Origin of the sequence: Amycolatopsis sp. NBC_00355 (genome assembly GCF_036104975.1) — a bacterium.
Classification (GTDB): domain Bacteria; phylum Actinomycetota; class Actinomycetes; order Mycobacteriales; family Pseudonocardiaceae; genus Amycolatopsis.
On sequence record NZ_CP107982.1, the window covers coordinates 5,639,431 to 5,658,712 of the forward strand.

Annotated in this window: 16 protein-coding genes and 1 tRNA gene; 7 read left to right on the forward strand and 10 right to left on the reverse strand. The window is 71.3% G+C overall.

Translation table 11 applies throughout. The features are described from left to right. Window positions 1-72: 72 nt before the first annotated feature. From OHS18_RS25125 to OHS18_RS25145, 5 genes are all read right to left on the reverse strand, one after another. Window positions 73-504: a hypothetical protein gene (locus tag OHS18_RS25125; RefSeq protein ID WP_328612608.1), complete on the reverse strand. Its 432-nt coding sequence runs from the start codon at window positions 502-504 to the stop codon at window positions 73-75. Window positions 505-561: 57 nt separating this feature from the next. After that, window positions 562-1,980, reverse strand: coding sequence for an ATP-binding protein (locus OHS18_RS25130; protein ID WP_442874349.1), 1,419 nt, complete (start codon window positions 1,978-1,980; stop codon window positions 562-564). Further along, window positions 1,977-2,669 (reverse strand): response regulator transcription factor, encoded by a 693-nt coding sequence (locus tag OHS18_RS25135; protein ID WP_328448611.1) that lies wholly within the window; start codon window positions 2,667-2,669, stop codon window positions 1,977-1,979. Before OHS18_RS25135 ends, OHS18_RS25130 begins: the two co-directional genes overlap by 4 nt. Before the next feature lie 68 nt (window positions 2,670-2,737). Next, a complete protein-coding gene (locus tag OHS18_RS25140) occupies window positions 2,738-3,346 on the reverse strand; it encodes a trimeric intracellular cation channel family protein (protein ID WP_328612609.1) in 609 nt (202 codons plus the stop codon). A gap of 10 nt (window positions 3,347-3,356) precedes the next feature. Further along, window positions 3,357-4,010: a response regulator gene (locus OHS18_RS25145; RefSeq protein ID WP_247058120.1), complete on the reverse strand. Its 654-nt coding sequence runs from the start codon at window positions 4,008-4,010 to the stop codon at window positions 3,357-3,359. 258 nt (window positions 4,011-4,268) lie between these two features. Between OHS18_RS25145 and OHS18_RS25150 the strand changes: the two genes are divergently transcribed. Beyond that, a tRNA-Arg gene (locus OHS18_RS25150) sits at window positions 4,269-4,341 on the forward strand. Window positions 4,342-4,424: 83 nt separating this feature from the next. On the opposite strand, the gene OHS18_RS25155 is transcribed toward OHS18_RS25150, so the two are convergent. Further along, window positions 4,425-5,861 carry a hypothetical protein gene (locus OHS18_RS25155; protein ID WP_328612610.1) on the reverse strand — a complete coding sequence of 479 codons (1,437 nt, stop codon included), beginning with the start codon at window positions 5,859-5,861 and terminating at the stop codon, window positions 4,425-4,427. A 47-nt stretch (window positions 5,862-5,908) separates the two neighbouring features. On the opposite strand from OHS18_RS25155, the gene OHS18_RS25160 reads away from it, so the two are divergent. The 4 genes from OHS18_RS25160 (at window position 5,909) to OHS18_RS25175 (ending at window position 14,018) form a co-directional block, all read left to right on the forward strand. Continuing rightward, window positions 5,909-7,105, forward strand: coding sequence for a TIGR02679 family protein (locus OHS18_RS25160; protein ID WP_328612611.1), 1,197 nt, complete (start codon window positions 5,909-5,911; stop codon window positions 7,103-7,105). An 81-nt stretch (window positions 7,106-7,186) separates the two neighbouring features. Then, a complete protein-coding gene (locus tag OHS18_RS25165; protein ID WP_328612612.1) occupies window positions 7,187-8,725 on the forward strand; it encodes a TIGR02677 family protein in 1,539 nt (512 codons plus the stop codon). Beyond that, window positions 8,722-9,966: a TIGR02678 family protein gene (locus tag OHS18_RS25170; protein WP_328612613.1), complete on the forward strand. Its 1,245-nt coding sequence runs from the start codon at window positions 8,722-8,724 to the stop codon at window positions 9,964-9,966. Before OHS18_RS25165 ends, OHS18_RS25170 begins: the two co-directional genes overlap by 4 nt. Continuing rightward, entirely contained in the window at window positions 9,963-14,018 is a 4,056-nt protein-coding gene (locus tag OHS18_RS25175; RefSeq protein ID WP_328612614.1) for a TIGR02680 family protein, read from the forward strand. Before OHS18_RS25170 ends, OHS18_RS25175 begins: the two co-directional genes overlap by 4 nt. Here the strand turns inward: OHS18_RS25175 and OHS18_RS25180 are convergent. Both OHS18_RS25180 and OHS18_RS25185 read right to left on the reverse strand, forming a co-directional pair. Beyond that, entirely contained in the window at window positions 14,008-15,210 is a 1,203-nt protein-coding gene (locus tag OHS18_RS25180; protein WP_328612615.1) for an amidohydrolase family protein, read from the reverse strand. The two genes, OHS18_RS25175 and OHS18_RS25180, sit on opposite strands and share 11 nt — an antisense overlap. A gap of 10 nt (window positions 15,211-15,220) precedes the next feature. Then, window positions 15,221-15,736 (reverse strand): GlcG/HbpS family heme-binding protein, encoded by a 516-nt coding sequence (locus OHS18_RS25185; RefSeq protein ID WP_328612616.1) that lies wholly within the window; start codon window positions 15,734-15,736, stop codon window positions 15,221-15,223. Between the two features lie 153 nt (window positions 15,737-15,889). Here OHS18_RS25185 and OHS18_RS25190 point away from each other — a divergent pair, with 153 nt between their 5' ends. Continuing rightward, a complete protein-coding gene (locus tag OHS18_RS25190) occupies window positions 15,890-16,990 on the forward strand; it encodes a sensor histidine kinase (protein WP_328612617.1) in 1,101 nt (366 codons plus the stop codon). Next, window positions 16,987-17,610, forward strand: a complete 624-nt coding sequence (locus OHS18_RS25195) for a response regulator transcription factor (protein ID WP_328448588.1) — start codon at window positions 16,987-16,989, stop codon at window positions 17,608-17,610. The genes OHS18_RS25190 and OHS18_RS25195 overlap by 4 nt, the downstream gene beginning before the upstream one ends. Window positions 17,611-17,614: 4 nt before the next feature. On the opposite strand, the gene OHS18_RS25200 is transcribed toward OHS18_RS25195, so the two are convergent. Both OHS18_RS25200 and OHS18_RS25205 read right to left on the reverse strand, forming a co-directional pair. Beyond that, window positions 17,615-18,544, reverse strand: a complete 930-nt coding sequence (locus OHS18_RS25200; RefSeq protein ID WP_328448586.1) for a hypothetical protein — start codon at window positions 18,542-18,544, stop codon at window positions 17,615-17,617. Between the two features lie 11 nt (window positions 18,545-18,555). Then, on the reverse strand, window positions 18,556-19,182 hold the full coding sequence (locus OHS18_RS25205) for a vWA domain-containing protein (protein WP_328448585.1): 627 nt from the start codon (window positions 19,180-19,182) through the stop codon (window positions 18,556-18,558). Window positions 19,183-19,282 lie beyond the last annotated feature (100 nt).

Here is a 19,282-nt window from a genome sequence, read left to right on the forward strand (position 1 = left end):
AACCACACAAAATCCTACACGATTCAACACGGTATCCGCTGAGGTGATCGGGGTGAACTTCGAAACACCTGGTCACAGGCCAGGCACCAGGAGGGGCAGCAGCACACCCCAGCCGAACAACACCACCACCGACGACCCGAGCGCAACCCGCCAGGCCCGTGGGAGCGCGGCTGAGGTGACCAGCGCCGCCAGCACGTAACAGGCCGCGACCACGACGACGTACACCGCGAGAGGCCAGGTCCACACGCGGCCCAGCAGCGTCGTCGTCAGGGACAACACGACCAGCGGCCCGGCAAGCGCGACCGGCCACGCCGGGCGGACGCGGGCCAGACCCAGGACCGCCCAGGCGAGCAGGACAGCGGCCAGCAGCACGAGCGGAACCAGCACGAAGCCCAGGAGGACACAACTGCCCCCAGCGCACCAGCCGGTGGTCGGCGCCGACGTCACGGTCAGGGCCGCGACCACGCCGGCTCCCGCGGCGGCCGGGCATCGGCGCAGCAGCATCCGCCGATCCTGGCCGCCGCAGCGGCCCGCTGTCCCCCGAGTTACCCGACAGCAACCTCAGCCGGGCGCGCCCGGCAGCCGGATGGTCATCAGCGCGCCACCCTCGGGCGCCCGCGCGGCGTAGACCGCCCCGCCGTGGCGCTCGGCCGCGTGCTTGACGATCGCGAGGCCGAGCCCGGAACCGGGCAGCGTCCGCGCCTCCGACGAGCGGTAGAAGCGGTCGAACACCTTCGGCAGGTCCTCCTCCGCGATGCCCGGCCCGGCGTCCGCCACCTCGACCACCGCGGTGCCGTCGCCGAGCGGGTAGAGCCGCACCCAGACCGTCGCGTCCGGCGGCGAGAACTTCACCGCGTTGTCCAGCAGGTTCAGGATCGCGCGTTCGATCGAACTGTTGTCCCCGGTGAGCACCCACGGCTGCAGCGAGACGTCGAAGTTGATCTCGCCCGCGCGCCGCCGCGCCCGGTCCAGCGCCCGCTCGACGACATCCAGCAGCTCGACGCGCTCGAAGCGCTCGCGCGGCTCGTCCTGGCGGGCGAGCTCGACGAGGTCGCCGATGAGCTGGGTCAGCTCGTCGAGCTGGCCGCTGATGTCGGCGACGATGTCGACGCGGTCCGCGTCCGGCAGCGGCGGCGCGCCCGGCTTGCTCGCGGCGAGCAGCAGCTCGAGGTTGGTGCGCAGCGACGTCAACGGCGTCCGCAGCTCGTGGCCCGCGTCCGCGACCAGCTGGCGCTGCCGCTCCTGCGAGTCCGCGACCGTGCCGAGCATGGTGTTGAACGTCTGGGTGAGGCGGGCCAGCTCGTCGTCGCCGCTGACCGGGATCGGCCGCAGGTCGCCGGTCTTGGAGACGCGCTCGGCGGCCGACGTCAGCCGGTCCACCGGGCGCAGGCCGGCGCGCGCGACCGCGGTGCCCGCCGCGGCGGCGACCAGGATGCCCGCGCCGCCGATCAGGAACAGCACCAGCGCGAGCTCGTTCAGCGTGCGCTTGGTCGGACCCATCGACTGGGCCAGCACGATGGCCTCGCCGTGCCCGGACGGCAGCGCGACCACCCGGCTGTCCGTGCGGAAGTCCGTCCGCAGCGACTGCGCCGAATCGCCGTTGGCGACGTCGAGCTCCCGCTGGTCGAACGGCGGCGCCGAGCTCGACAGCGGGTAGGTCATCACGGCGTGCTGGACGTCGGGAGCGGCGTTGAGCTGCCCGATCTGCAGGTCCGCGCTCGCCAGGAAGGCGCCGGGGACCTGCCGCAGCTCGGTCTGCACCTGCGGCGAGTTGACCGCCGCCTCGGCGCGCGCGACGAGGCCGTCGTCCAGCTGCTGGTAGAGGTTGCTGCTGACGACCATGTACGCGCCGAGGGAGACCAGCGCGACCGCGCCGGCCACACAGGCCGCGGCGAGCAGCGTGACCCGGCCGCGGAGGGAGAACCGGCGCGTACCCCAGCGGGTGCCGCGCGGGTCCTCTTCCCCGGGCGGGTCGATCACGGGGGAGTTTCCCTCAGGACGTACCCCACCCCCCGCACCGTGTGGATCAGCCTCGGCTCCGCCTCGGCCTCCGTCTTGCGGCGCAAATAGCCGACGTAGACCTCCAGGGCGTTGCCCGACGTCGGGAAGTCGTAACCCCATACTTCCTCCAGTATCCGGCCCCGCGTGAGGACGTGCTTCGGGTAGGAAAGGAACAGTTCCAGCAGCGCGAACTCGGTCCGGGTCAGGCTGATCTCGCGGCCGCCGCGGCGCACCTCGCGCGTGCCCGGGTCGAGGGTGAGGTCCGCGAAGGCCAACGTCTCGGACGCCTGCCCGCCGGGCCCCTCCGGGACGGCGCGGCGCAGCAGCGCGCGCAGCCGGGCGAGCAGCTCCTCGAGCGCGAACGGTTTCGGCAGGTAGTCGTCGGCGCCGGCGTCCAGCCCCGACACCCGGTCCGAGACGGTGTCGCGCGCGGTCAGCACGAGGATCGGCAGGTCGTCGCCGGTGCTGCGCAGGCGGCGGGCGACCTCCAGGCCGTCGAGCCGCGGCATCATGACGTCCAGGACCATCGCGTCCGGCCGATTGGCGATGATCGCCTCGAGCGCCTGCGCACCGTCGCCGGCCAGCTCGACCTGGTAGCCGTTGAACTCCAGGGACCGCCGGAGCGAATCACGGACGGCGCGGTCGTCGTCCACCACAAGGATGCGCATGGCGATAGTTTTACTCAGCGTGCTGAGACTCGCCTAAGAACACACACAGAACACACAAAGAGTTTCTCTCACTCCGGACCGCGCGCGACCGGGGCGTTCCAATGCCGCCAGAGCGCGACCATCCACACGGCCACCACGGCCGCGGCCGCCACGACGGTGACCGGCCCCTCGGGCAGTCGCAGAGCGTGACCGATCGCGACGAGCACCGAGCCAGCCAGCGCGGCCACGGCGTAGATCTCTTTCCGCAGGACCAGCGGGATTTCCCGGAGCAGCAGATCGCGCACGGCGCCACCGCCGATCCCGGTCGTCATGCCGATCAGGCACGCGGCGTAGACGGTCGCGCCGGCGTTGAGCGCGATGGTCGTCCCGGCGGTGGCGAACACACCGAGCCCGAGCGCGTCGGCGAGCAGCACACCCCGCCGCAGCCGCGCGACCTGCGGGTGGAAGACGAACACGACGAGCGCGGTCACCGCGCAGACGGCGAGGTAGGGCCAGTTCCGCAGCGTCGTCGGCGGGTGGATGCCGAGCAGGACGTCCCGGATGACCCCGCCGCCGAGCGCCGTGGTGAGCCCGACCACGACGACACCGAAGACGTCGAGCCGCGCCCGCACGGCGGCCAGCGCCCCGGACGCCGCGAAGGCGACGAGCCCGAGGAACTCCAGCGCCGTGAGCAGCATCTACTGGCTTCTATTGGTCGAGCAGGCCACCGCGGTAGGCCAGCAGCGCGGCCTGCACGCGGTTGGCGGCCCCGATCTTGGAGAGCACGGCGGAGACGTACCCCTTGACGGTGGCTTCGGACAGGTGGAGCCGCCCACCGATCTCAGCGTTGCTGAGACCCTGCCCGATCAGCGCGACGACCTCACGTTCCCGTTCGGAGAGAGAGGCGAGCAGCTTGCGAGCCGGCTGAGCGGCGCGTTGCTCGTCCCGGTGCGACTGCACCATCCGCGCGGCCACCCCCGGATCGAGGACGGCACCGCCTTTGGCCAGGTCCCGCACGGCCCGCAGCAGCGCGGCGGGGTCGATGTCCTTGAGCAGGAAGCCGTTGGCCCCGAGCCGCAGCGCGAGGCTGACGTACTCGTCGATGTCGAAGGTGGTCAGCATGGCGACGGTGGGCGGGTCAGGAAGGGCGAGGATGGCCCGCAGCGCCCGGATGCCGTCGTCGGGGGCACGCATCTTGATGTCGAGAAGGGCCACGTCAGGGTGATACCGACGCGCGACCTCCACCGCGGATCTGCCGTCGCTCGCCTCGCCCACGATCTCGATGTCCTGGGCCCCGGACATCATCGCGCGCAACCCCGAGCGCACCAGTTCCTCGTCGTCGGCGAACATGAGCTTGATCAACGAAGCCCTCCGCAACAGCCAGTAGGAGGCGGCTCCCCGCGTCCCGTTAACGAAGGTTACCTACTGTTGTTCAGCAGTTCGAAACCAGACACGACCAGGTGAGCTGCTGGTCCGACCAGGTCAGGCGCCATCGGCCCACCCTGGAGGTGTAGGGCCGCGGCCAGAACCACTCAGTCGGGTGACGACGGAGGTCGGGTTACTCCATCCGTGCCCCTTCGTCTGCGCGTGTCCCGGGCCCGCTAAGCTTGCGTCGGCAAGGCCCTCGTAGCTCAGGGGATAGAGCACCGCTCTCCTAAAGCGGGTGTCGCAGGTTCGAATCCTGCCGGGGGCACACCGCATCCTTCGCTTCAGAACGGTTCCGCGCGCAATCCGACGTGATAGCGGATCTCCTTGTATCTCGGCCCTAGGCCGGAGTTACGAGGTCGGCTCCAGTAGCGGCGCATCAGTTCCCTCGGCCATGAGGTTCTCCCGGACGAAGTAGCGGCCCAGCGGTGTCAAGGCGACTGTCGTGCCCTGAACCGGAATCACCGCCCACGCCGGTTCGCCCAGCAAGGCTCCGGTTGTGGCGGGAAGTTCCGCGTCGGCGGGGATGGTCACCTCGACCACGCCGGCTTCGGAGGCCGCGAGCAGCCCGGCCCTTGTAGCCGCGCCCACCAGCTCGAACGTGAGATCGTCGATGTCCGGGTCCTCGTAGAGAGCGACCAGCTCGTCGACCAGGTCTTCGAGATCGGCCGGCTCTTCGGCGCGGTACAGCTCGCCAAGAGCCCGCGGGCCCCACGGGCGGCTGAACTCCGACAGTTCGCGCGTCTCCGCATCGCGTAGGTCCAAGGCAGCCGGACCGGTGATCGCGACGTCGGCGATCTCGTGCCAGGTTCGCAGGGTCTCTTCGGTGCCCGCGTCTCCGCTCAGCAGACGCTCGATGGCCGCGAGTCCGGGTCCCGCGACCACCTGGGTCCGGTGCAGCTGAAGCGCTTCGACGTCCAGCGCCAAGCGCCAGGCCCGGATCAGCGGAACGTGGTCACGTGGGTCCCGGGCCCCGGGACCGGGTTCGAAACCCAGCGCGTCCGCCAGACCGGCCGTGTCGCTCGGGGACGGGAAGCCTTGGCGCGTCACCTTTTTCCCCTCGGCTGCCCAGCGGCCGCACGCCACGAGGCGGGAAATCACTGCAGAGGCGCGGGCCTGGTCCGCGAGTTCGGCGGCCGGTGAGAGCGTGATCGGCGGCTGTGCCACGGGCGGCTCGAGGTCGTCGAGGAACTCGGCCGGGAACTCGGTGCCGCGTCGGACCGCGGCGACCTGGCCGTCGCGCGCGGCGAACTTCGCGGTAGCCAGTTCGGGTGTGTGGTCGAGAAGAGCGCCGAGGACGGCACGCCGACGCGCGGCCGGGGACGTGTTGAACGCCTTCGTCCACGCCGCGACCTTCACGTCGTCGGCGATGTCGACGCCGTCCGCGCGCATCGCCGTGTAGAGGCGCTTCGCCAGCCGCCACTGGGACTCGTCCGCCATCGCCGCCGGGAACTTCGCCGCCGCCTTGGCCAGCTCCTTGCGCAACGTCGCGGCGCGCTTGGAGGCCGGGTGGAACCGGTCGGTGGCGTCGAGGAAGTCGAACAACGTCCGCAACGCGGCCGGAGCGTGTTCGTCCATGCCGAACGCGTTGGTCAGGCGCGTCGCCGCCAGCTCGATCAGCAGCCGGTGCGCATCACCCGTCTTCCACAACGTGGGGTCCGGCACCGCCAGCCAGCTACGTCGCGCCTCCAGCAGGGTTTCGAGGCAGAGCAGGACATCCTCGTCTGCTCGTTCGCCGAGCCGGCCGTGGACGTCCCGGACGATCCTGAGCACTGAGCGTTCGGACATACGCGCAGGATATCCACCCGGATCCACGGCCTAAGCTGGTCGGCATCGTGGAACTGTCGCCGGACCTCATGCCGCTCTGGACCGTGGTGCACGCGCGGTTGTCGGGTGGGCTGGCGGTCAGCCGGGTGAAGGTCGGGCCGCTTGATCTCGGGCAGCGGACTGCCCTGGCCGACCTGCTCGGGTCCGCTCGGCTGCCCGGCGAGCACGTCGAGATCAGCCTCGCCAAGCTCGACGAAGTGCTGCTGGACCGTATCGGCCAGGACTCGCGCGCCGTCGTCAGCCGGCTCGTCGGGCCGATCGGCGACCGCGCGGCCGAGCGGCGTGAAGCCGCGGCTCGGCGCGCTGAGCTGTGGGACTGGCTCGGCGGTCATCCGGTCGTCACGGCTCAGCCGGCGCTCGGCGACTGGGTGGCGGGTATCCGGCGGGCTGGGCTCGTCGAACAGTCGATCCCCCGGACGAAGGAAGAACTCGCGAAAGTTCTTCGGGTGCTGTCCGAGCTGCCCGCGGCCGGACAGCCTCTTCCGAAGTTCGCTGACGAGGTTCTCGGTGACACCCACGCCTTGGACGAGGGCAAACGCTGCGCGAACCTCGTCCTGAAAGCCCTGGTCGCCATCTACGACGTCCCGCCTCCGGCCGACGCGCCTGAGCGCCGGGCCCTGTGGGAACGAGCCGGGATCGCCGACGACCAGCTGTCTTCCACCGTTCTGGCGGCCGGGTTGCGGACGCGGGGTGGCGTGGTCAGCGACGTCCTCGAGCTGTGGGCCGACGCCGGGCTCGCGGCGGCCCTCACCCTGCAACAGCTTCGGGCCACGACGGCGTTGACCAGCGCACCGCCCGAGGTGTGGGTCTTCGAGAACCCCAGTGTGCTCGCCGTGGCGCTCGATCGGTTCGGCGAGCGCTGCCCGCCCTTGGTGTGCACGTCGGGGTGGCCGAGCAGTGCGGGCATCCTCCTGCTCAACCAGCTCTCCGCCGCGGGATCGGCGTTGTACTACCACGGTGACTTCGACGGCGAAGGGCTGCGGATCGCCGCCAACGTCGTCGCGCGGACCGGTGCGGTGCCCTGGCGGATGAGCAGTGACGACTACCTCACCGCGGTGGCCGATGGGCCGTCCGTCGGCCGGGTCACCTCCGTGCCGTGGGACTCGCAGCTGGCCGGGCACCTCACCGAAGCCGGGCGAACCGTTCCGGAGGAGCGCTTGGCAAGGGCGCTTCTGGATGAAATCGTCCAGCGGACAGGAAGCTGACAAAGACCGGTCACCGAATCCGCGTCTCCGAAAACTGTCGGTGCCGTCCCGTAGCGTGACCGATGACCACCGGGAGGCAGCATGGATCCGATCCGTGTCCCGCCCGAGATGTTCCGCTTCACCAGCGGGGATCGGGCGGGGCTGTACGTCTCGATCCTGCACGCCTTCGGTGAGGCCAACGAACGGCTGGAAACCGCGCTGGGGCTCGACGACGTCCGGGCCCGGTTGCGCACCGTCGGCCGGCTCGAGGCGATCGAGGACGACGAACTCACCGACGCGCTGGGGAAGCTGCGGGACTGGAACCTCGTCGACGTCGTCCAGAACCACTCCGAGAACTACCGGACTGCCGGCGAGTACGAACGTCGCAACCTGCAGTATTCCTTGACACGCCAAGGCGAAGCCGCCTTCGCGGGCGTGGTCCACGCGATGAACGTCCTGGCCGCGACCGGTGCGTTGCAGACCGCGGTGCTCGACGCGATCGCCGACCGGCTCGGCGATCTGGTCAGGGAACTGGAAAGAGGCACCAACCGGCGGATCTTCACCACGCTGATCGAACTCGAAGCCCACCTCGAAGCGTTGCGCGGCAACACGAAGCAGTTCAACGGCGAGCTGCAGCGGCTCCTGCGCGCGGATGGCGCGAACCTCACGACCTTCCACGAGGTCAAGGCCAGCACGGTGGCTTACCTCCAGGAGTTCCTCACCAACCTCGAGCACCGGTCGCACACCATCGCGGTCCGGATCCAGCAGGTCGAGGACCACGGCGTCGGGCTGATGCAGCTGCGCGCCCTGACCGGCGCCGACCTGCCCCAGCTCACGGCCACCGACCCGGGTCCGCCTTGGCTCGAGCACCGGCGCGCGAAGTGGGAAGGCCTGCGCACCTGGTTCCTGCCGGTGGACGGCTCCCAGCCGCGGGTCGAGCAGCTGCACCTCGTCGCGCGCAAGGCGATCATCGCGCTGCTCCAGGTGCTCGACCGGATCACTGAGTCACGCCGGCGGACGAGCAGCGCGGTGGCCGACTTCCGTGAGCTCGCCCGGTGGTTCACGGTGGTCCCCGCCCAGGACGACCTCCACCGGCTGTGGTCGACCGTCTTCGGGCTGAGCTCCGCGCGGCACGCTCATCTCGCTCATCCCGATCCCGAGCTGATCAGCTCGACCTCGCCGTGGGCGGACGCCCCGCCGGTGGAGGTCTCCCCCTTGCTGAGGACGAGCGGGCGCACCGAACGATTCAGCCGCACGGGCAAGGTGCGCGACGTCGCGGCGGTGCGGGCGGCCAGAGCCGAACAGGCGCGCGCGGAGCGAGCCGAGCTGGAGGCGGCGTGGGACATGCTCGACACGAGTGGTGTGATCCGGCTGTCGTCGTTCGGGGCGCTCGATCACGCCGTCTTCGAACGCCTGCTGGATCTGCTGGGACGCGCGCTCGGCGCGGCTCCCGGTCGTGCCGGCAACCGGCGCAGCGCCACCTCCGACGGCCGGATCGAGATCCTCCTCCGCCCGCCGCGGGACGGTTCGACGGCCACTGTGACCACTCCGCGCGGGCAGTTCCGCGGCCCGGACTACGAGGTGGAGATCCGTACGGCCGGACAGCGGCTCGTCCGGCGCAGCGCCGGAGGCCGCCCGTGACCAAGCTGACCAACCAGCTGGTGAGCGCCGAACGCGAGGAGGTCGCGCACGGCATCCGCCGGCTGCTCGCGACCCCGCTGATCGCCGAGCTCAGCCAACCGGAGGCGTTCGACCTGGTCCGGCGCCGGCGAGAACCGATCCGGCAATGGTTCGACTACTACTGCGGGTGGACCCTGACCGTCGAACCGCGGCTCGGGTACGCCCGGCTGGTCAAGGTGCGGACCGTCACGGACCCGACGAGGCCCGCGCGGCGGCCGCGGTCCGGGCGGGCCGCGTTCGACCGTCGCCGCTACGCGCTGCTGTGCGTCGTCGCGGCCGAGCTGCTCGCGGTCCCGGTGACCACGATCGGCCTGCTGGCGGACCGGGTCGGGCGGGCGACTGCGGCGGACGACGTCGTGCCGGCGTTCGAGACCGCCAGCCGCGGCGAACGCATGGCGTTCGTCGACGTCCTGCGCCTGCTCGAGTCCTACGGCGTGGTCGAGGTCGTCGACGGGACGACCGAAGCCTTCGTGGACTCGGCGGAGGCCAAGGTGCTGTACCGGATCGACGCGACGCTGCTGCTCCGGCTCCTGGCCGCACCGGTCGGGGCGTCGCAGCTCGCGGTCCCGGTCGAGGAGGTGGCGCTGCGCTTCGACGAGCTGCTGGCCGCGGTGTCGCGCGAACGACGCTACGGACTTGCTTCCGGCGCCCACGACGAAACCGCGACCCGGTCGGAAGTTCAGCGGAACCTGTGGCTGCGGCACTCGGTGTTCCGCAGGATCGTCGACGATCCGGTGCTCTACTTCGACGACCTGAATGCCGACGAACGCGCCTACCTCGCCTCGCCGACCGGACGTCAGCTGCTGCGCCGGGCCGCGGACCAGGCGGGTTTCGTCCTGGAGGAGCGAGCTGAAGGCGTGCTCCTCGTCGACGTCGAAGGCATCGCGACCGACAGCCGGTTCCCCGACGACGCCGGCACCGCGAAGGTCGCGGCCCTGCTGCTGCTCGAGTCCCTCACCGGACCGTCCACAGTGGAACAACTGGAGATCGGAGCAGCCGCGCTGCTCGACCGCTTTCCCCGGTGGGCGAAGACGTATCGCAACGAAGACGGGCTCCGGCAGCTCACGTCGGACGCTCTCGCGGTCCTGACCGCGTTCGGGCTCGCTCAGCACGAAGCCGGCCTGGTGCGGCCGCTTCCGGCCGCGGCCCGTTACGCGGTGCGGGATGCCCGGACCACCGAACCCGGAGGAACGACGCCATGACGGTGACCGAACTCCCCCAGCACGCCGCCGGGGAAACCACGGCACGGCCGCCGCGCTGGATCCCGGCCCGGGCCGGGATCCTCAACGTCTGGCGGTACTACGACGAGGTCTTCGAATTCCACGAGGGACGCCTGCTGCTGCGCGGGCCCAACGGGAGCGGGAAGTCGAAGGCTCTGGAGCTGCTGTTGCCGTTCCTGTTCGACGCGAGCCTGCGCGCCAACCGGCTCTCGACGTTCGGCACGGGCGAACGAACCATGCATTGGAACCTCATGGGCGAGGGGGCGACCGGAACCACCAGGGTCGGCTACGTCTGGCTCGAGTTCCGCTTTCCCGGCGAGCCCGAGCGCTGGTTCACCTGCGGCGCCCGGTTGCAGGCGAGTTCGCACACCACCAGCGTGCACCCCGACTACTTCACCACGAGCTTGCGCGTCGCTCCCGGCGAGCTCTCCCTGGTCAACCAAGCGGGCCAGCCGTTGACGAAGAGTGTGCTGGAGGAGCGCCTCGGCACCGACGGCGTCGTTTACGGCAACGCGGGCGACTACCGCACGGAGGTCCGGACGACGCTGTTCCCCGGGCTGAGCGAGCAACGCTTCGACGCGCTGATCATGGCGTTGCTCCAGCTGCGAATGCCGAAGCTGTCCCAACGGCTCGACCCCGCTTTGCTGTCCAGCCTGCTTTCCCGCGCGTTGCCTCCCTTGGGACAGCAGGAGATCGCCGACCTCGCCGAAGGTTTCGAGCGGCTCGACGCGCAACGCGGGCGGCTCAAAGCACTCGAGGAAGAAGTCCACGCGACCCGCACGCTGGCCGCCCGCCAGCGCACCTACGCCCAGCGTGTCCTCCGCGCCGGCGCCGGGGCTTTGATTTCGGCGACGACCGAGCTGGACAACCGGGCCAAGGCCGCCCGCGACTCGGCGGAACGCCACGAGACCACCGCCCGGCAGAAGGAAACCGCCGAGCACCGCGCCGACGAGCTGGCCGGCCAAATCGGCACCACCGAAGCACGCAAAGCCGGGCTGATGGAGAGCGAGGAGTACAAGCAGGGGCAGGAGCTGGACAGGTTGCGCAGCCGGACGGCCGAAGCCCGCTCCGCCGCCGAACGGCTCGGCCGGGACGCGGCGGGCAAGCGCGCCGCCGCGACAGCCGACGAGCAGGTCCGGCGAACCGCCGGGCAAGCCGTGCACCAGCAGGCGGAAGCCGTTCAGGTGCAAGAGCTCGAGGCCCGCAACGCCGCCACCCGGGCCGGTTTGGTGAGCGCGTACGAGGAAGTCTCGGCACGAGTGGAAACCGAGACGAGCCAGGCCCGGACTCTGCTCGGCGCCGCCGTGCGGAGCAGGCGGGGTCAGCTCGACGCGGTCGGCAAGGCACTGGACGGCCACGAGCGTGCCGTCGACCGGCGAACGCACGCGGAGTCCGACCTGGACACGGCCCGGACCAGGCTCTCCGAGACACAGGAACACCTCACGGGCGCGGTTGCCGAACGCGAAACCGCCTTGACCGCGTTGAGCACCGAGCTTCTGGCGTGGGTGGCGGGCTGTCGTGAGTTGAGCTTTCCGGAGCCCGAATCCCTTCTGAGCTGTCTGGAATCGGAACCAGAGCTGCTCGCCAGGATCGATGCCGTCGCCACGCCGATCCTGGAAGACATCATCCGCCAGGAAACGACGGCCGGCGCGGCGCTGACGACCGCGCGACGCGAACGTGCCGGCTTGATCGACGTTCTCGACCGGCTCCGCACGGAGCAGGACCTGCCGCCGGAAGCTCCACCGACTCGGACGACCGACCGGGCGGCGATGACCGGGGCGCCTTTGTGGCGGCTTGTCGACTTCTCGGACTCGACGCCGGCGCGGACGGCCGCGGCCGTCGAGGCGGCGCTCGAAGCAAGCGGCCTGCTGGACGCCTGGGTCGGGCCGCGCGGCGACGTCGCGGGTCACGACGTCTTCGCCGATCCCGACGCTCTCCCGCCGGTACCCGGCCGGTCGCTCGGCGACATCTTGATCGCCGAACGCGACGCCGGTGTCGAGCCGCGCGCCGTCGAGCGGATGTTGCGGTCGATCGCTTTCGGCGACGACCTGCCTGCAGGCGCGCCTGCGGCGATCGGCGCGGACGGGTCGTGGCGGCTGGGTGCGCTCAGCGGGAGCTGGGAAAAGGAGCACGCTTCCTACGTCGGCGCCCTTGCCCGCCAACGAGCCCGCCGACGTCGCATCGACGCGCTGACGGCATCGGTCGCGGAGTACGACGCCGCGGTGACCTCGCTGGGCGAGGAGCTGGCTGCCCTGCTGACGCGCCGGGAGGTGGTCGCGCACGAACGTGCGGCGCGTCCCGGGCACACCGCGGTGGCCGCCGCCACCGAGAACGTGGTGCGGCGGGAGTCGGAACGCGCCGCGGCCGAACGGATCGTCCGGGACCGGGTCGACGCCGTCACCTCGCGCGATCGGGAGGTGGCCCGGGCGCTCCACGAATTGGCCGGCGTCGCCGCCGAACACGGGTTGCCGACCGACCGCGCGGCCCTCGGCACCCTCGCGACCGCCATTGCCTCCTTCCAGGACCAAGCCGAAGGCTGGCTGGAGGCCCACGCCAAGCTGGCCGGTTTCCGGCAGGTCGCCACCGCCGCGGCCGAACTGGCCCAGCGCTCGGCGGAGATCTCCGCCGACCGGGAAGAAGAAGCCGCGAACGCCGCCGGCGACCACGAACGGCTCGCCGCCACCCTCGAAGCCGTCGACAGCACGTTCGGGGTCGACTACCGGGAAGTGCTGGCCGAGATCGAAACCCTGCGCGCCAAGATCCGGGAACTGGGTGAAGAGCACCGGAGTACCGCCCGCTCGGTCAACGAACTCGCCACCAAGCTCGGGGAGGTGAAGGTCCGGCGCGAAACCGACGACGAAGCCCACCGGCTCGCCGGGACCCGCCGGGATGACGCGGCGCACCGGTTCCGGCACTTGGCGACCGGCGTGTTCCCCGCCGACGGCGGAATCGACGACCTGGCCACCTTCGAAGCGACTCTCGCCGCGTCGGACGGCGTCCGCGCCGCGTTGGAGGCAGCTCGGCTGGTGGCCGGCGCTTGGCCGGCCATTCCCCACTCGCCCGCCAACATCGGCGACGCGCTGCACCGGCTCTCCGAATCCGTGCACTCCTGCCGGGAAACCCTGAAGGCGCGCGCGGACCTCGACCTCGAGACCGACGAGGACGTGCAGGTCTTCACCGCGGTGGTCGACGGTATCCGGGTCGGCGCCGCGGAACTGCTGCACATCCTCCGGACGGAGGCCGAGCAGAGCCGCGACGAAATCACCGAACGCGAGCGGCAGCTCTTCGACCAGACCCTGACCGGTGACACGCGGCGGCACCTGGCCGCGCGGATCAGGCAGGCGAACGAGCTCGTCGACGGGATGAACGCCCGGCTGGAGCGGGTGCGGACGGCGTCGAAGGTGGCGGTGCACCTGGTCTGGCAGGTGGCACCGGATCTGCCGACCGGCACCAAAGCCGCCCGCGACCTCCTGCTCAAGGATCCGGCCGGGCTGAACGACGCGGAACGGGAATCACTGCACCGGTTCTTCCGGGACCGGATCGAACAGGCCAAGGCGGACGACACGGCGACGAGCTGGGAGCAGCAGCTCGCCCAGGTCTTCGACTACACGGCGTGGCACCAGTTCGTGGTCAAGGTCGACCGGGCCAACGGCGAAGGGTGGAAGCTGCTGACCCGCAAGCTGCACGGGGCGCTGTCGGGCGGGGAAAAGGCGATCGCGCTCCACCTGCCCCTGTTCGCCGCCGTCGCCGCGCACTACCAGGCCGCGCCGCAAGCGCCCCGCGTCATTCTGCTCGACGAGGTGTTCGTCGGGGTCGACGCCACCAACCGAGGGCAGGTGTTCGGGCTGCTGTCAGCGCTCGACCTCGACCTCATGCTGACGTCGGACCACGAGTGGTGCGTCTACTCGGAACTGAGCGGCATCGGCATCCACCAGCTGATCACCGGCGCCGACGGCGACGACGCCGTGACCACGGCGAGGTTCACCTGGGACGGCCATGAGCTGCGCACGCCTGAGCCATCCCTCAACGCTTGAGCACCGCGAGACCGTCGGCCACCACGACGCCGTCGTGGAGGACCGTGCGGTCCTTGCCTCGGTCCATCACCGCGCTTGTCGGGGTTTCGCCGTCCACCAGGACCAGGTCCGCGCGGTCGCCCGCCGCCAGGCCTGGGCGGTCTTCGAGACCCGCCAAGCGCGGGACGTCGTGACTCATGATCGACGCGCCGCCCATGGTGGCGACCGCCAAGGCCAGCTCCACATGCGCGTCTTGGCGGAAGCCGCGGGTGAAGGCCAGCTGCCACGTGCGGTCCAGCAGGTCGCAGTTGCCGTACGGGCTCCAGTAATCGCGTTGGCCGTCCTCCCCCAGGCCGATGCGGACGCCCGAGGAAACCAGGTCCAGCAGGGACAGCTGGCCGGCGGCCGAGGGCGCGACTGTGGTCATTGCGATGTCCAGTGAAGCGAAGTCGTCGATGACCCGGCGGCTGACCGACTCGGAGATCGAGCCCAGGTCGTACGCGTGGGACATCGTCACCTTGCCTCGCATGTCCAGCGCCCGGACGCGCTCGATGACCAGGTCGGTCGAGAACAGGCCCAGGTGGCCCGGCTCGTGCAGGTGGATGTCGATCTCCGCCTGGTGCTTCTCCGCCAGGGCGAACACCGCGTCCAGGTGTCCTTTCGGGTCGCGGTCCAAGGTGCATGGGTCGATGCCGCCGATGACCGTTGCTCCTGAGCGCATTGCCGCGTCCAGGAGGTCCAGCGTGCCCGGCTCGCGGAGGATGCCCGCCTGGGCGAACGCCATCACCTGGACCTCGGCCTGGGCGGCGAACTTCTCGCGCGCGGCCAGGACCGCGTCCAGCTTCTCCAGGCGGCAGTCGACGTCCACTTGCGCGTAGCTGCGGACTCGCGTTGTGCCGTGCGCGATCATCCGCTCGAGAGTGCCGGCCACTCGCTCCGGTAGCGGGACCTCCGCCGAGCGCCAGTTGTCGCGGTCGTTCGTCATCATCGCGACCACTCCCGGGCCGCCCGTGTGCGGGCGGAACGGGAGGCCGATGCGCGTCGAGTCCAGGTGGACGTGGACGTCGCTGAACGACGGGAACAGCAGGCGGCCGCGGCCCTCGACCGAAGCCGGAACCCCGGGAGCGTGCGGGCGGATCGCCGCGATTTGGTCGCCGCGAAGCTCCACGTCGCTGCGGGGGCCGCCCCAGGGGCGGACGTCACTGATCAACACCGTCGACACGTTACTTGCCCAGCGCGTCCACGCCGGCCTGCGCGAACGACTCGTCCTGCGTCCCGGACGGCGCGCCGGCGACGCCGACCGCCGCGATCGGGGTCGAGCCCGCGGTCACCGGGACCGCGCCGGCCAGGAACAGGGTGCCCTCGATGTCCTTCAACGTCGGGGTCTGCTGCAGGCGGCCTGCCAGCTCGGACGTCTTCGCGTTCCACGAGACCGCCGTGAACGCCTTCTGCTGCGCCGAGCTGTAGGACTGCGGGCCCGCGCCGTCGCCGCGCAGGGTCAGGACCGTGTTGCCGTCGCGGTCCACCACCGCGACCGACACGTGCTGGCCGGCCTTGGTGGCGGCGTTCAGCGCGGCCTGACCGGCCTTCTGCGCGGCGGCGATCGACAGGTGTGACGTCTGGACGAGGCCCGTGGCGGGCGCCGCGGACGCCGACACCGCGCCGACGGTCGCGGCGCTGACCATCGCCAAGCCGGCGGCGGCGATGCGGGTGCGGGTGCGGGTGCGGGTCGAGATCATGGTGCGCTCCTCGGAGTCGTGCGGTTCGATGACTCCAGCTTCAGCCCGCCACCAGGCCGGTGCGGTCGACGCATCGGCCGACCACCGGGTCAGCCGATCGGCTGATGCGCGGGCACCGGGCCCGGTCGACGCTGAGAGCGGAGGGGAGCGAACATGACAACGGCCGATTCCGACGCGCGGTGGCTCGCCGCCGTCATGCACTCGGCGTTCTTCCTGCTGGTGCTCGCTTCCGCGGTCCGGTTCCTGACGCGCCACGAGGGCACCTCACTGGCGCCGTGGGTGATCGCGCTGACCGCGGCCCTCGTCGTCGCCTACGGCGTGGGGATGCGCAAGCCCGGCCTGGTCTGGCTGTTCGTCGTCCTCGCGTTCTGGGTGGTGCTGGTGGTGCTCGCCCCGAGCTTCGCCTGGTCGGCGATCCCGCTGTTCGTCACCGGTCTGCGCACGCTGCCGACCGGGCCGGCGCTCGCCGTGGTCACCGTGGTCACCGCGCTGGTGGTCGTTTCGCAGAACCGGCTGGCCGACGGCTTCGACCCGAACCTGACCATCGTGCCGATCGCCGTCGCCGTGGTCACCGCGGCGGTGATCACCTTCATGCGGCGGCAGACCGAGCGGCTGCGCGAGTCCGAGCGGCGCGCCGGGGTGCTGGCCGAGCGGCACCGGGTGTCCCGCGAAATCCACGACGCGCTCGCCCAGGGCCTGTCCAGCCAGGCGATGCTGCTGCAGGCCGCCGACCAGGCGTGGGCCCGGCCCGACCTGGCGCGCGAGCACCTGCGTTCCGCCCTGCGCGTCGGCACCGGCAACCTGTCGGAAGCGCGCCGGCTCGTGCAGGACCTCGCCCCCGCCGATCTCGCCGACGCCTCGCTCGAAGAAGCGCTCCACGCCGTGGCCGGCCGGCAGACGCGGGCCGGGCTGCCCGCCGAAGTGCGCGTCGACGGCACCGGGCGGCCGCTGCCCGAACGCGTCCAGTCCGCGTTGGTCCGCATCGCCCAGGGCGCGCTGGCCAACGCGCTCGAGCACGCGGGGGCCGGCCGCGCCGTGGTCACCCTGACCTACCTCGACGACCAGGTCGTGCTCGACGTCGCCGACGACGGCCGGGGGTTCCACAGGACAGAAGCCGACCCGGGTGAACGTGGCCACGGCCTGCCGGCCATGCGGGCCCGGGCGCGGCAGCTCGGCGGCCGCCTGACCGTCGAATCCGCCCCGGGCCAGGGCACCGTCATTTCGGCCGCGATCCCGTTGGAGACTGCCCCATGAGTATTCGCGTGCTGGTGTGCGACGACCACGCCGTCGTGCGCGCCGGGCTGCGCGCCCTGCTGTCGGGCGCGGACGGCATCGAGGTCGTCGCGGAGACGGCGAGCGGGGAGGAAGCCGTCGCGACGGCGGCCACCGTGCGCCCGGACGTCGTCCTGATGGATCTGCAGCTCGGCGCCGGCATCGACGGGATCGAGGCGACGCGGCGGATCCACGCCGGTCCGGACGCGCCCCGGGTCCTGGTCCTGACGACCTACGACACCGACGCGGACATCACCCGCGCCATCGCCGCGGGCGCCACCGGGTACCTGCTGAAAGCCGGGTCCGCCACCGAGTTGTACGCCGCGATCGACGCGGCCTCGGCCGGGCGCACCGCGGTGTCCCCGCCGGTCGCCGACCGGATGATGGCGCAGCTGCGCACCCCGCGGCCTTCCCTCACCGATCGCGAGCGGGACATCCTGCGCCAGCTCGCGCAGGGGCTGGGCAACCGCGAGATCGCCCGCGCGCTGTTCATCAGCGAAGCGACGGTCAAGACCCACCTGAGCCGGATCTACGGCAAGCTCGGCGTCGACACCCGGGCCGGCGCCGTCGCCGTGGCCAAGGAACAACGGCTGCTGGACTGAGCGCTCACGGCGCGTCCCCCCATCGGGCGCCGTAGGCCAGCCCCGGAGTCAGCCCCCGGAACCGCAGGTGGACCTCCCCCGCCGAATCGACCGCGAGGCGGCGACCGCCGCACGCCGGGTCCGCGACGTCTCGCTGGAACGCGCCGTCCAGGGCGCGGACCTCGCGGGGGTGCTCCAGTCCGAACCGGACGCGCAGGTCGAACGAGTCGCACACGTGCCGCGGCACGCACACCATCCACGGCTGCAGCGCCGCCGCCGACGGCAGCCGGAACAGGGCCGCGACCTCCCACGACTCGCCCCGGGACAACGGCTTCGGCAGCTCCAGCCCGTAACCCCAGCGGTCGCTCGCCTCCATCCCGCGGTCCACCAGCGTCCCGCCGTACAGCACCGTCACCGACAGGTCCTCACGACCGGCGGGCAGCGAGACGGCCAGGTCCAGCGAACGCAAGCCGCTCTGATCGGCGACGATCCGGCGTTGCTCCAGGATCTCCGGCCGCGGCTGGTCCAGGACCATCGCCACCCGGAGCTCGGCCGTGTGCCAGCGGCTCTTCTCCGACGGCGCCGGGCCGCGGCGCCCGCCGGTGGCCAGCTCCGCCAGGAGGTCGATCGCCTCGTCCACGCGACGGCGGACCGTCCGCGGGTCGCGGTCGACGCGGGTCGCGGCCCATTTCACCCGGTCCTGGTACAGCGGCTGGCGGGCCTCCGCGGAGATCGCGAAGGCCGCCAACGCCGCCAGGCGCAGGTCCTCCGGCAGGTGCTCGGCCAGTTCGGACAGCCGGGCGGCCACCTTGGTGCGGATCACCACGAGGCCGTCGTCGGCGGTCACGTCGCAGGCCGACCTCAGCACCGGGCCCACCCGCTCCTCGATCCGGCCCTGCAGGCCACGGCCCTTGCGCAGCACCTTCAGCTCGTGGACCAGCTCGGAACGCTCCACAGTGGTCTCCTTCAGTGCGTTTCCATGGCGTCTCCTTTTCTGGACAGAGTGGGACCGGCCGGTGGACGGGAAGTGGACAGAACGTGCATCACCGAGGCGATCAACGCCGTGCCCACGCGGACGCCGTCGCGGCCGAGGTACGTGCGGAAGGTGCCGATCCGGCCGAGCGCGTCCTCGTCCGCGTCGCCGACGCCGAACGCGACCACGCGCGGGCGCCGTTCCCAGGCCGGGTCGGTGAGCTCGGCGAACGCCGCGGGCCAGGTCACCGGATCCGTCGGCTGGCCGTCGGACAGGAAGAAGACGACCGGCCGGTGGACCTGGAGGCGGTGCTTCTCCAGCCCGCCGACGTCCCCGTCGATGACCTCTCGCAGGAACCTGAACGCCGGCCCGAAGTTGGTGCCGGCACACGCGCGCGGCGCGGGCAGCTCGGCGAGCTCGTCCATCGGGAGCAGCGACTGCACGACGTGCGGCGTCTCCCCGAAGCCGACGACGCTGCAGAGGATCCGGCCGGTGACCGACGCGTCGGCGTGCACCGCGCCGCGGAACTCCCGCAGGCCGCTGTTCAGCTCGTCGATGTGGTCGGCCATCGAGAGCGAAACATCGCAAGCGACGTAACACGGCAACACGTCGGACCCCATACCGGTTTCTCCTTCACACCCCTGATCGACCGGCGGAGTCTGGCAAGGGCGTGTGTATCGAACGTGGAGGAAATGCGGATTTTCGAAACCCTTTCGGCCG